Here is a 13,071-nt window from a genome sequence, read left to right as displayed (position 1 = left end):
ACGTTCTGAATGTCGCGGATGAGGTCGGTGCGGGCAGAGCGGTCGCCCTCAAAGGCTTGGTTCATTTTGCTGCGCAATTTTGAGGTGCGGCTTCTTTCGTAGGCATCCCAGTTGGCCTCATCACCAGTGGTATGCACACGGTCTACCAACCACGCTTCGGCCTCGGGGTTGACGGTTTCAGGCAAGTCGGTCAGAGCGTCCCAAGTCGCCTGAATCACCTCATCTTGTCCCTTATATGGCATCACGTCGGGCTTGCCGTCCTTCTCCGGAAGGGCGTAGACACTGACCACTCCGTGTTCACCCGCGTAGCGCGCGTTGCGACCCGCCCGTTGCAGCAGTGCATTGGCAGGGCAGAGTTCCGTGTGTAGTTGCTCGGAACTGATGTCGATGCCGACTTCCACCGCCTGCGACGCGACCAAGATGACATTTGCGCTGGATTCCCTGCCCAACAATGCTTTCAGCCGAATTTCGTGTTCATTGCGGTGTGTCGGGAAGTAGCGCGAATGCAGCATCACCAATTCAGTGTCGTCACGTTTCAGCCCCTTCAGGTCAGCGTAGAGTGCCTGCACACGGTCAACGGTGTTGGCAATGGCGATGCTGCGGCGCTGGTGGGCCATTGCGACAGCCTCGGCACTCAGCAGTGCGTCCACACGGCGAATCTGGCGGGTCTTTTGCTGGCTTTTCATGGTCGCCAGTTCGTCAGCCGTCGGGGTAATGAACTCTGCACCCACGGCCCCCGCCAGCTTTTGCGTCAGGTCTTCGGAGAGAGTTGCCGTCATGAACAGGAACGGCGTGACCCCTTCTAGTGCCCGCGCCATTTCCAACGTGGTGCGGAAGGCCCGCTGCGGGTCGAACAGGTGAAACTCGTCCAGCACGACGTAGCTGGCGACTACTCCGCCCGCGCCGATGTTGCGGCTGCGCCAGCTTTGCGAGTACGGCACATGCAGGGAGTTGCTGAGTAACTGGTCGTAAGTCGTGATGATGATGTCCGCTTCCAGCAGCGGGTCGGCGGGGTCTTCACCCGTGTGAAGCTTGACCTTGAGGCCCAGCGGCTCGCCTGCCTTCTGTGCCCGCTCAAATAGGTCTTTTGCAAGCGTTCGCATAGGCGAAGCGATGATGCACCGCAGCGGAAAATCCCCATGCCTTTGCTGACGTGCCAGCAGAAACGGCCCCAGTGCCGCCTCAGTCTTGCCTGCCCCTGTCGGAGCGCGGAGGATGACGTTTTTGCCGCTGAACAGGGCTTCGGCGGTACGGACTTGATAAGGGTAAGGAAGTTGCCCAAAAAGGTTTTGTAGGTGGTCCGCCGTGTCCATGTGGCAAGCCTCGCATAAGGAAGCGTCTTTGGATGACGCAACAGAAATGTCGCCCCTCCATTCACTAATTTCAGTTCCCTACCGTAGGGATAAGCCAGCAAAGTCGAGACGACTTCGGAAAGTTAGCATTTTTATTCTGCCCTAGTGAATGGAACGTGTTATCCTGTCGCTCATGCGCTTCCTGACTTACCATGACCTCGACATCGGCAAGCTGGGAGCCAAGCTGAAGAAGGTGAGGGAAGCGGTCGAGCGCGACGATTTCAAGACGCCCGACATCAAAAAACTGGCGCAGGGAACCTACTACCGCGCCAAACTGGACGACACCAACCGCCTGCTGCTGACCTTCGTGCGCCACGAGCCAGAGGGCGGCCAGCCCGAAACGGTGTGTCTGGCGCTGGAAGTCATTCACCAACACGCTTACGAGAAGTCGCGCTTCCTGCGGGGAGCACCTATTGACGAGGCCAAGCTGCCCGATTTCAATGTGGCGGCGGTGAATGCTGATGCCCAGCAACTGCGTTACCTGAATCCTGCCCGCAGTGAATTTCACCTGCTGGACAAGGTGATTTCGTTCGACGACACCCAGGACGCGGTGTACCGCACGCCCGCGCCCGTCATTCTGGTGGGGTCGGCGGGCAGCGGAAAAACGGCGCTGACCCTTCAGAAACTGCGCGAGATGCCGGGGCGGGTGCTGTACGTCACGCTCTCCAAGTTTCTGGCCCAGAGCGCGGCGGGCCTGTACGGGGCGCACGGGTTCGAGAACGAGGCGCAGGAGGTCAGTTTCCTGAGTTTTGCCGACTTTCTGCGAACCATCAGAGTCCCCAGCGGGCGCGAGGTGACGTTCGAGGATTTCCGGGGCTGGGTCACGCGCCAGCCGGGGCTGAAGGGCGGCGACGCGCACCAACTGTTCGAGGAATTCAGGGGTGTGCTGAGCAGTTCGCCTGCGGGGGCGCTGAGCCGTGAGGAGTACCTCGGCCTCGGCATTCGCCAGAGCATCTACGCCGCCAGCGAGCGTGCGGGCGTGTATGACCTGTTCAGCAAGTATCTGCGCTGGCTGGACGAGTCGCGGCTGTACGATTCCAGTCTGCTGGCCGCCAGTTATCGCCACGACGCTGCCCCCACTTACGATTTCGTGGTGGTGGACGAGGTGCAAGACCTCACGGCGGCGCAACTGGCCCTTATCCTGCACACCCTCAAAACACCCGGACAATTCCTACTGTGCGGCGACTCCAACCAGATTGTCCACCCAAACTTCTTTTCGTGGGCCGCCGTCAAGTCGCTGCTGTATCAAGACCCCGCACTAGGCGAGCGGCAGAAAATCAGCGTGTTGCAGGCCAATTTCCGCAACTCGCGCCACGTCACGCAGGTCGCCAACGACATCCTGAAGGTCAAGCACGCCCGTTTCGGCAGCGTGGATAGGGAAAGTAACTTTCTGGTGCGGGCAGTCGCTGCAGAGGGCGGTTCGGTCACCTTCTTGCCCGACGACAAGCGCGTGAAAAAGCACCTCGACGACCAGACCCGCGACAGTACCGAGTACGCCGTGCTGGTGCTGCGCGACGAGGACAAGCCTGCGGCCCGCGCCGCGTTCGGCACGCCGCTGGTCTTCAGTGTCCACGAGGCCAAGGGGCTGGAATACCCCAACATCATCCTGCACAACTTCATTTCGGGGGCGCGGCAGACCTACGCCGAGATTGCCGAGGGCGTGACCCGCGCCGACCTGCGAGATACCGACGAGCTGAGCTACCGCCGCGCCAGGGACAAGGCCGACAAGTCGCTGGAAATCTACAAGTTCTATGTCAATGCGCTGTATGTGGCAGTCACCCGGGCTGTCGAACGGGTAATTCTGGTCGAAAACGACACGCGGCATCCGCTCCTGCCGCTGCTGGGCGTGGAATTGGGCGACGAGGCCGAGCAACTGGGGGCCAAGAAAGCCTCCCGCGACGACTGGGAGCGCGAGGCCCGCAAGCTGGAACTGCAGGGCAAGAAGGAGCAGGCCCGCGACATCCGGCAGCGGATTTTGCAGCAAAAGCCCGTGCCGTGGGAAATCTGGACGCCGCCTGTGCTGGCGCGAATGCAGCGTGACGCCCAGCAGCATCCGGGCGACGTGAAAAAGTCGCGGGAATTGACCGATTTCGCCCTGCTGAACCTCGACGAGCGGCTGCTGACCGAACTGGCGGGGCTGAAAATCAAGCCCGCGCAGTCGTTCCTGCGCAACAACGACAAAGACCGCCGGATTCAGCGTCAGGCCATCCTCGACAAGTACCGCAAGCCCTACGAGGCGGGCAACCTGCGGGCGATTCTGGCCGACACCGAACGCTACGGTGTAGACCACCGCACGCCCGAAAACCTGACCCCGCTGATGCTGGCGACCCTCGTGGGCAACGCCGCGCTGGTCCAAGAACTGCTGACACGCGGCGCGGACATCGGTCAAACCGACCTGTATGGCCGCACGCCGCACATGCTCTCGCTCTGGCGGGCCATGCAGGACGAAGAGTACGCCCGCACGAGGCTGGGGCCGCTGTGGGAAATTCTGCACCCCACTCACCTCGACGTGCAGGTCGGTGAGCAACTCGTGCGGCTGCAAAGCGGCGGGGCCGAATACTACTTCCTGAGCGTGATGCTCGCGCAGTTGCCGCACTACACGTCGGCGCTGGGGCAGCCCCATCTCTCGCCGCATGACCTGCGGGAACGGCAAGGCGGCTTTTTCGTCAACGCGCTGCAAACCAACCTGGAGCATTTTCCGACCACCGTGCTAAGAGAGCAGCGGCGAAAGCGTTCCTACTTCAACCACGTGCTGGCCCGCGCCGAGGTGGGCAGCAATTATGTGCCCGCTCGCAAGCTATGGCAACGGGTGAAGATGGGCTCTTACGTTCTGAATCCTGAAATGCATGTCGGACTGGTGCTGGCCCCGAATGCCGAGCCGCAGTGGGTGAACGTCGGCCTGCTGAGTGACCCTCTGGCACGGGGCTGGCTGGCGTCACCGAAAGACGCCGAAACGCTCTAGCATCCTTCTATGCTCCCGCTCGACCTTCCCTTTTCCGTTTTGCGGGTGACACTGACGGCCCGTGAGGAGGTGCGCTTGCCGCCCTTTCCCGGTTCCAAGCTGGAAGGGGCGTTCGGGCGGGCACTGTACAACTTGGCCTGCACCCAGCCACAGCGCGACACCTGTGTGGGCTGCCCCCTGCGTTCCATTTGCCCGTACGGGCTGAGCTACGCGCCCCTGCTTCCCCCAGAAGTCGGCGCATCTTCGCTGGCGACACCGCCGAGGCCGGTCATTTTCCGAGTCGCGTATGGCGCAGAACAGGTCATTAAGGCTGGGGAATCTCTGACCTTCGGGCTGGTGGTGGTTGGTGTGGCCTTGCCGCAGTTGCCCTACATGTTGGCGGCGCTGCGGGAAGTCGGAGAACAGGGTATTGGGCGCACCGGAGGAAGATTGGAACTGGACGAGGTGGTCAGCGTTCAACCGTACACGGGGCAGGAGGTGACTCTGCTGCGCGGCGGAGACCTTAGCGTTCACCTCACGCCTCTCCTCATGCGGCCTGCTGACCTGCCTGCCATCAGTGCGGCGCGGATTCGGCTGCATCTGCGCTCCCCACTTCACGTTAAGCATGGTGGTGTCATGGCCGAGGACATCCAATTTACGGTGTTGGTCAGGGCGTTGCAGCGGCGCATAAGCAACTTGGAGCAGGTTCACGGCGGGCGTCGAAGTCTGGGCGCGGACTTTGGAGCATTGCCCGAACTGGCGCGGAACATTCAGACGACCTACCAATATTTACGCCCCGCCTCGCAACTTCGCAAAGGCCGTCGCCCCGGCGAGAAAACCAGTATTGAAGGTGTGATGGGAACGCTGGAGTACGTCGGGGACTTCACGCCCTTTGCTTCGCTCCTGCGCCTAGGAGAGCAACTGGGCGTGGGCAAATGGGCGCATTTCGGGGCTGGGCTATACGACATTGAGGAGCTGCCTTGACCGTCACCCGCAAACGGGGCCAGGGCCAACGTCTTCTGCGCCTTATTCGTCTGTTGCAACAAGATGCCTTCGACTCGACCACCCTTGCCGACTCCCTGGCATGCACCCAGCAGGAAATTCAGCGTGACCTCCGGCTTCTGCGTTCCGAAGGCTGGAATGTGCAAGAGACTTCAAGGCGACCCAAACGCTATTTTCTCGCCCCAGAAAGCGTGGGCGAACCTGACCCGGTGCGTGCGGTCATCACCCATGCCTTGTTACGGATGCTGCATCACCATGCCCCTACGCCCAGCCGCGTCTACCACCGCGCCGCCTTGGAACTGAGTGAGGCGCTGCCTGAGAAGCTGCGTGCAGGAGTGCCGCTGCACGAGCCGCAGGGGGATACGCCCCGAATTTTGGAGACGCTGGCGGCGGCTTGGTGCTGGGGTCAGGCCGTGGAGTTCACCTACCGAAAACCCGGTGGCGAGCCGAGAAAAGGTGTGGGCGATATCGCGTACATGGAAATCAACCGCACCAATCTGGACTGGTACGTGTTCATTCGGCGCAGGGGACAAGACAAAGTCAAGACCTTTCACCTGTCGCGCTTCACCGACGCTGTTCGGCGGCAGGATGACTTCAGCCCCGATCTCTCCTTTGACCCGCGCTGTGAACTCGACGGAGCGTGGGGCATCATCGGCGGCCACGACTCCTGTGTCATCACGCTGCGGTTTCCCCCGGAGGCTCTGGCTTGGGTGACGCACCGCCGCTGGCCTGGTCAGGTAACCTCCTCACTTGACGGCGAACACTACCGTCTGACCCTGCGTGCTCCCCTCAACCACCAGCAGTTGCCCGTCGAAGTTCTGGCGTGGATTCGTGGATGGGGACCGAGAGTAGAAGTGATCTCGCCGGACTGGGTGCGTGCACTGTGGTTGGCTGAAGCCCAGGCATTGCTTGACCGATACAGTCAGAAATAAGTCATTCCAGTGCTCATCTTGCCTTTCCGGCGTTTTCCAAGCCTCTCTGGAAAAACTTTGGCACAAACGATCTCAAAATCTATCGCTTCAGACGTGCCCTGAGGCTTCACTTCCTCAGCAAGCAGGGACGTTTTCGGTGCGGCTTGTCAGTCTTTGTGCAGCCACAGCGGCCAAGGTCGCCAGGACGCTCAGCAGGAGCAAAGAGGGTAAATAGCTCCCGAACTGTGTAAAAAGCCAGCCCATGCCGAAGGGTGTCAACGCCTGAGCCAGATTTACCCACCAGGACACTTTGCCGTTCACGCTTCCAATAATGGTAGCCGGATAGTGAGCGTGAAGCTGGGGCTGCATCTTGACCTTCCTGTCGCCTACGCTCTGACCGATGAGCCGCTCCACTGGCACCGCATGCACGTCCCCTCGTCGCCACAGCGCATTGTTTATATCGATGACCTGATCTGCACAGGCCAAGGCACGCGTGCGGTAGTCAAATTCCTACGAGACGAAGGCCATGAGGTTCTCGGCGTGAGTGCATGGTTGAGCCGTACCGCCTTGGAACTGATGCTGGTGACGCTGGACGGACATCCGTTTCAAACCTTTTCAGCCGAACATTGCCCCCTTTGTCGACAGGGTGAAGGAGTCGTTTGGCACGGTGTTCGGGAATGAATGTGCCGCATTTCGCCAAGTACTCCAACGCGGCTGACGAGGAGCAGACGTCACAGTGACCCAACTTTGACACGGTACAAATAGCTTGAGCGGGTGAAAAAGATGCTTGCTCTTCTGGTCACCGCGTCGCTCGGAATGGTTGCTGCTCAGCAGACCCAGCCCGCAGTCAGCTTCCTTCCCCTGAGCCCCCAGGCGGGCGAAGCGGTCACGGTCAAAGTGGTTGTTCCGGCCGCCACCACCCTCGCTAAGCTTGGCAACCTCGAAGTCAGCCAGATCGGTAGCTCCAAGCAGGTCTTCAAACCTGTGTCGCTCAAAGACGGCGTGGCGACTTACACCGTCAACCTCGCCAAGGACGGCACCTACCGCATGACGCTGGCTGGTCAGCCCGTTCAGATCATCAAGGTCGGCGTGCCCAAAGACCGCCTGCAAAGCCCCATCCTGCACCTCAACTTCGATGGCAAAAACCCACTGGCTGACCTGTCCGGTTACGGCAACGACGGCAAAGTCATCGGGAAGGTGCAGTACCCGACGGGCAAGGTCGGTAAGGGACTGTCTTTCGATAGCGAAGCCTCCTATATCGAATTCCCCCGCAGCGCCGTACTGGAAACGCCAACGCCCAACATGACCATGAGCGTTTGGGTCAAGCCCGGCGAGCAGCGCGGTTACGCCGACTTCTTTACCAAGGGTGACTGGAACGTACTCAAGACAGACGCCAAAAACGGCTCAATCTCCTTTTTCACGGGGGGCTGGCGTCGTGGTGAAACCGAGCTGGCTCAACCCAAGGACTGGGAAGGCAACTGGCACCACTTGGTCGGTGTGGTGGAGGGTCAGGAAGCCCGTCTGTACCTGGACGGTAAGCTGGTTCAGGAAAGCGAAGTCGAAGGCGAGTTGAAGTACACCTCTTTCCCCTGGAACCTGGGCCGCAACGCTGAGGAACCCAAGGGCCGCGGCTTTACCGGCACGATGGACGAAGTGCGGATCTATCCCTTCGCGCTGACCAGCGCTGAAGTCGCGCAGCTCTACACCATCACCCAGAAATAATTCCCCTGCCGTAAGCCGCAGCGCCCAGTGAGGCTCTGTGGCTTACGACTCTTTTGAAAGGAGCCAGAGATGAGCCTGACCCGCCGTTCCATCTTGAAGACCGCGCCGTTTCTTGCCGGACTGCCGCTGCTGGGCCGTGCCGAAGCGCAGAGCGCAGCCACCGACAGACCCGACCTGATCGTGGCCCACCTGACCGATATCCACTTCGGCGTCGATCTGCTTGACAAAGACCGCCTCAAGCCCGGTGTCTCTGCTCAGGGCTTGGTAGCCACCATTCGCCATGCCCAGGCACAGGGTGCTCAGCTCATTTTGCAAGGCGGTGACCTGCTGGCCGAGGCGTTCAACAAGCCCGCCGATGTCGTGCGTCCGCAGATCGAAGGGGCGGTCAAAGTATTTGCGCAGGAAGCCAAGGTGCCCGTGCGTCACGCCATCGGCAACCACGACATCTGGGGCTGGGACAAAAAGAGCAGCGGCACCACCGGCAACGAGCCGCTGTGGGGCAAAAAGTGGATCATGCAGGCGTTGAAGATGGACAAGCCCTATTACAGCTTCGATCAGGGCAAGTGGCATTTCGTGGTGCTGGACGATATTCAGCCCGGTGAGGACCGTGACTATGTCGTCAAGCTCGACAGCGACCAGATGAGCTGGCTCAAGGACGACCTCGCGGCGAATGCCCAGAAGCCCACCGCCTTGCTGTCACACGCGCCGATCTTTGCCGTCACGCCCTTTTTGGACGGCTCGAACAACCTCAGCGGCGACTGGAAGGTCAGCGGCAGCCTGATGCACCTTGACGCGCCACGCCTCAAGTCCCTCTTCAAGAAAAATCCGCAGGTCAAGCTGACCCTCTCCGGACATACCCACCTGATCGATCAGGTGCTGCTGGCGGGGGTCGTTTACGCCAACGATGGAGCCGTATCGGCGGGGTCCTGGTACAACAACATTCAGGACACCGCGCCGGGCTACGGCCTGATCAAGCTGTGGAACGATGGGCGCGTCAAGGTGGAGTACGTGCCGAGTGGCTTCAGCCTGGGCTGAGCATCAGGGCAGGGTTACTTCAGCGACAACAGGCAGGTGGTCGGAGAAGTAATACTTCCCGTTGTTGTTGTCCAGTACCCGGTAACTGTTCAGCGTCACGGCTGGAGCGCGGCTGACCCAGATGTAGTCGAGTCGCGCTCCATTTTTGTTGTTGACTTCAAAGCCGTAGAAGGTGTTGTCCGGTCCGCTTCGCTTGGGAGCGCGGGCCGCATCCTGAAAGCCTTTTTCCAAGAGCGAGTGAACGGCAGTTCGTTCCCCAGCGTCCGCGCTGTCACTGTTGAAATCGCCGGTCAGGATGACGCTCTGGCTGCCCGCCATGCCGGAGAGTTTGCTCAGCAGCGTTTGCAAGGCGAAACGGCGATCCCGCCGACCACGCTCGCCACTTTCGTAGGGCAAATGGGTATTGAAAGCGAAGAAAGTCTTGCCAGTGGTCTTTTCATGTAGTTTGGCCCAGGTACTGATGCGCGGCAGGCCGAAACCCGGCCCGAACGATCCGGCCTTATCCGGGGTGGCGGAAAGCCAGAAAGTGCCACTGCCAAGGGCCTCGAAGCGGTCTTTGCGATAGAAAATCGGGTTGAACTCCCCCGCCTTTTCGGAGTATTCCATTTTGGGGTTGTCCGGCCCACGGCCCACTCCTACCCAGGCGTAATCCTGCAATTTCTTGGCCAGGTCGCTCACCTGGTATCGCAGGGCTTCCTGTACGCCAAGCACATCAGGTTGCTGGCTGACGATTAGCTCCGACAGTGGGGCGAGGCGCTCATCCCAGACGAAGGGATCCTTAGGCTCGTCGTAGCGGATGTTATAGGTCATGACCTTCAGATTCATGGGGGCAGCGGCAGCTACGGTGGTAAGCAAACCGCACAGGATAACCAATCGGCGCATACCCGTAGAAAACCGTATGCGGGTCAATAATGTGTCAATTTTCCCCCATGTGCTGGCGATCATTGGAAGCAAGTGTTTCCGTACAGTGACGCGGTGCGCACCGGGCACGCCCAGCTGATGAGGCAGCGCGGTGGCCCCCCACCACAAACCTGGATCGAGACATTGGCCCCCTACCTCGGTCATCATGTTCACCTGTGTGACAATGACACCACCAACGACCAGCACATAGCACCAGGAGGCGGCACCACTCTTTGGGGAAGTGTCGAGCGTGCGCTGCACAAGCCCCCTAAGACGGCGCGCCTGCTGGTCGAGGTCAAGGCGTTCGAACTCGGGCTGGGCCGTCAGTGGCTTGAACAGCAGACATGAGTGAACTGCTGAGTCTGTTGGAGGAGGGCTGGGCCCTGCGCCCCGGCCACTTTGATGATGTAGGTCATGACGTGGGCATGGCACAACCGGGTGCCATTCAGAGACGCCGTATATGTAGAAAATGCTTGCATAGAGTCCTCTTTCGTTCAGTTTTCTTTGAAGCTTTGTGGTGTCACGTTCGGCTGAAGGCAATCTGAAAACCTGTATGTTTCTCCGATGTATGTGTCTTTGCTGTGCCTCAGACACTCAGCAACAGTGGTTTCGTTTGTCGGAATTTGTTGTCCGGGAAGGCTTTACTATCGGGTGAATGGAATGGACGGTCGAACAGCAGCGCATCGTGGAACACGGGGAAGGGCATGCCCTCGTATTCGCCGTTGCCGGAAGTGGAAAAACGACGACCCTGGTTGGACGTGTTCGGCACCTCATCAACCATGGGAAAGTTCGCCCTGGCCGCATCCTCACCACGACCTTCACGCGTGAAGCCGGCAGAAGCTTGCGTGAGAAACTGGCCGAATATCCGGAGTGCGCGGGTGTCGAAACACTGACCCTTCATGCCCTGGCGACCCGGATTGTGGACCGGGCACGTCAGATGGGACTCACCGACCTCGTCATCGGCGAGGAGCATTTCAGCCAGCGCCTTTTTGGCGAAGCGCGTAAACAGTGGCTGGCAGACCTGACCGAAGACGACCGTGAAGTCGCGGCCCGCCTGCGGCAGATGACTTTCAAGGATTTCGACACCTACCTTGGCATACAGAAGGGCAACCTGCGCTTGCCCTATGTCCCGCAGGATCTACCAGCGGAAGCCGCCGCCCTGATCACCGAGCCACAGGGCGGCCCTGACCTCTATGCACAGGTCTATGAGCGTCACGACGAATTGCGGCGGCGGGAAGGAAAACTCGATTTCGACGACCTGATCGTCGCGGCGTGGATGCTGATGAGTCGGTTCCCGGCCCTATTGCAAGGCATCCGCGCTCAATGGGACTACGTCAGCGTGGACGAGTTTCAGGACGTGAACCTCGCCCAGAGTGAAATGATGGACCTGGTGGCGGGCGGCTGCCGCTCCTACATGGCCATCGGTGACGACGACCAGACCATTTATCAGTGGCGTGGCGCCCATCCCCGTTTTATCCTCGGCTTCGCGAAGCGGTATGGCGCTCGGGAATACACCTTGCCCGCGAATTTCCGTTGCCCACTCGGTGTTATCGCGCTGGCCGACCGGGTCATCGCTCAGAACCGTGTCCGTGCGCCGAAGCGTCTGAGGGGGACTCGCGAAGGCAACGGCGTTCACGTCCATGCCCCCCGCAGTGGTGAGGCGGCGCGGGTGGCCATTCAGGCCCTGAACGAAGGGCGCAATCCGGACGACATCGTGATTTTGCTGCGGACCTACGCGCAATCCGCCGAAATTGAGCAGGTTCTCCTTGAAGAGCGAGTCCCCTACCGGCTGATCGGTGCCGCGCCCTTTTACCGCCGCGCCGAGGTCACCACACTGCTCGCCTATATCGAACTCGCGCTCGCGGATCTCGACGTGCTGGCCGGGCGTTCCCTGACGACTCAGCGCCGTGAGCGGGTGCAGGCCCACTGGAAAAGTGTCGCCAACCGACCCTCACGCTACCTGCGGGTCGCAGACATCGAACGGATCGCCCGGGATGCGTGGCGCTCGGGGCGTACGCTGGCGACCACATTGGAAGCGTTCGCCGAGGGGCAGCCGGGCCACGTCGCGAAGCCCGTCGCTGTCCTCGCAACCTGGCTTGGCTTCCTCACAGAGGACATGGGCACCACGCCGGGACGCGACGTCCTCCTGGACTTCGTCGGAGCCATCGGCTACCGCGACTACCTGATCAGCACGGCCCCTACGACCGAGTTCGGTGAGGAGAGGGCCGGTATGGTCGACGCTTTGGCCGAAATGGCGCAGACCCGCTCACTGGGGGAACTCGTCACCCACCTCGCTCAGTTGCACGAACAGGTCCGCTACGAAGAGACGCTGCGTAAACGTTCGGCGACCGAGGAGCCAAGACTCACGATCATGACGGCTTTCAGGGCCAAAGGCCTGGAGTGGCCTGTCGTCATCGTCCCGGATTGCACGTCGGCCATTTACAGCAGCAAGCCTCACGCGGACGCGGCAGCGGGGGAAGAGGAGCGGCGCGTGTTTTACGTCGCCATGACCCGCGCACGGCAAGAGTTGCACTTGGTTGTGGGCGATGACGACGACACCACGCGCTTCCTCGAAGACGTGAAGTATGACCGGGTCGTCCACCAGCATGACCGCTTGGATGGTCTGCTCAAACGCGGGCCACGGAGTTGGTCAGCAGGAGATACGTGCGAGGCAGCAGAAATCCTCGGGCACTACGAGCACGAAGGGTTCGTGCAGCGCTGGTTGAATCCCGAAGTACGCCGTGTCCTCCTCGGCCGCTTTCAGAGTCTGAAAGCGCAGCCTGCCATACAGGCCAGCGATCTGGCGGCTCAGGAACTTCAGCGGCTGCTTGACCTGCAGAAGTACGCTGCTCATGGCCCCGTGACGGCAGACGGGGCAGAGTTCAGCGATTGGCCGGATCTTGACGCTGTGCTCCGTGCCCGGCGCGCAGGACACAGCCGGGAAGGCAGTCAGCCGGAAACGACCTCGTCGGCCGCCCGAACGCGAGGGGCACAGGTCGATGCACTGGGCCGGACAGTGGCGTCCGCTCCTGTGACGTCACTGGTGGTCGGCGACCGGGTCAGGCATGCCCGGTTCGGTGATGGGGAAGTGCTGCAAGTGAAGCAGACGGGAACGCAGACCGAGGCCCTAATCCGCTTCGAAGCAGGAACGAAGCGGATGTCCCTCGAATTTGCCCGCCTGGAGAAACTCACCAACTGAGGCGCATGG

At 60.8% G+C, this 13,071-nt stretch carries 9 protein-coding genes and 1 pseudogene; 8 read left to right on the top strand and 2 right to left on the bottom strand.

Features of this window, described 5'->3' with window-relative positions:
* Positions 1-254: 254 nt before the first annotated feature.
* Positions 255-1,313: pseudogene (cas3, locus tag G6R31_RS03730) on the bottom strand (CRISPR-associated helicase Cas3'); the annotation flags it as partial.
* 172 nt (positions 1,314-1,485) lie between these two features.
* Between cas3 and G6R31_RS03725 the strand changes: the two are divergent.
* The 6 genes from G6R31_RS03725 (at position 1,486) to G6R31_RS03700 (ending at position 8,963) form a co-directional block, all read left to right on the top strand.
* Positions 1,486-4,314, top strand: coding sequence for an AAA family ATPase (locus G6R31_RS03725; protein ID WP_025566598.1), 2,829 nt, complete (start codon positions 1,486-1,488; stop codon positions 4,312-4,314).
* 9 nt (positions 4,315-4,323) lie between these two features.
* Entirely contained in the window at positions 4,324-5,277 is a 954-nt protein-coding gene (gene cas6 / locus G6R31_RS03720; RefSeq protein WP_017869335.1) for a CRISPR system precrRNA processing endoribonuclease RAMP protein Cas6, read from the top strand.
* Positions 5,274-6,227 (top strand): helix-turn-helix transcriptional regulator, encoded by a 954-nt coding sequence (locus G6R31_RS03715; RefSeq protein ID WP_017869334.1) that lies wholly within the window; start codon positions 5,274-5,276, stop codon positions 6,225-6,227. Before cas6 ends, G6R31_RS03715 begins: the two co-directional genes overlap by 4 nt.
* A 324-nt stretch (positions 6,228-6,551) precedes the next feature.
* Positions 6,552-6,887 carry a type I phosphoribosyltransferase gene (locus G6R31_RS03710; protein WP_152524797.1) on the top strand — a complete coding sequence of 112 codons (336 nt, stop codon included), beginning with the start codon at positions 6,552-6,554 and terminating at the stop codon, positions 6,885-6,887.
* Between the two features lie 621 nt (positions 6,888-7,508).
* Positions 7,509-7,928: a LamG domain-containing protein gene (locus G6R31_RS17135; protein ID WP_373284335.1), complete on the top strand. Its 420-nt coding sequence runs from the start codon at positions 7,509-7,511 to the stop codon at positions 7,926-7,928.
* A gap of 69 nt (positions 7,929-7,997) precedes the next feature.
* Entirely contained in the window at positions 7,998-8,963 is a 966-nt protein-coding gene (locus G6R31_RS03700; RefSeq protein ID WP_017869332.1) for a metallophosphoesterase family protein, read from the top strand.
* Positions 8,964-8,966: 3 nt separating this feature from the next.
* Here G6R31_RS03700 and G6R31_RS03695 read toward each other — a convergent pair whose 3' ends face one another.
* A complete protein-coding gene (locus G6R31_RS03695; RefSeq protein ID WP_161617818.1) occupies positions 8,967-9,818 on the bottom strand; it encodes an endonuclease/exonuclease/phosphatase family protein in 852 nt (283 codons plus the stop codon).
* A gap of 99 nt (positions 9,819-9,917) precedes the next feature.
* Here G6R31_RS03695 and G6R31_RS03690 point away from each other — a divergent pair, with 99 nt between their 5' ends.
* Entirely contained in the window at positions 9,918-10,211 is a 294-nt protein-coding gene (locus tag G6R31_RS03690) for a hypothetical protein (RefSeq protein WP_017869330.1), read from the top strand.
* Positions 10,212-10,518: 307 nt separating this feature from the next.
* Positions 10,519-13,062 carry an ATP-dependent helicase gene (locus tag G6R31_RS03685; protein WP_017869329.1) on the top strand — a complete coding sequence of 848 codons (2,544 nt, stop codon included), beginning with the start codon at positions 10,519-10,521 and terminating at the stop codon, positions 13,060-13,062.
* The last annotated feature ends 9 nt before the right edge of the window (positions 13,063-13,071 follow it).

This window comes from Deinococcus wulumuqiensis R12 (assembly GCF_011067105.1).
Lineage (GTDB): Bacteria > Deinococcota > Deinococci > Deinococcales > Deinococcaceae > Deinococcus > Deinococcus wulumuqiensis.
Note: the sequence above shows the minus strand (reverse complement) of the source record. Positions and strands in the feature narration are given on the sequence as shown.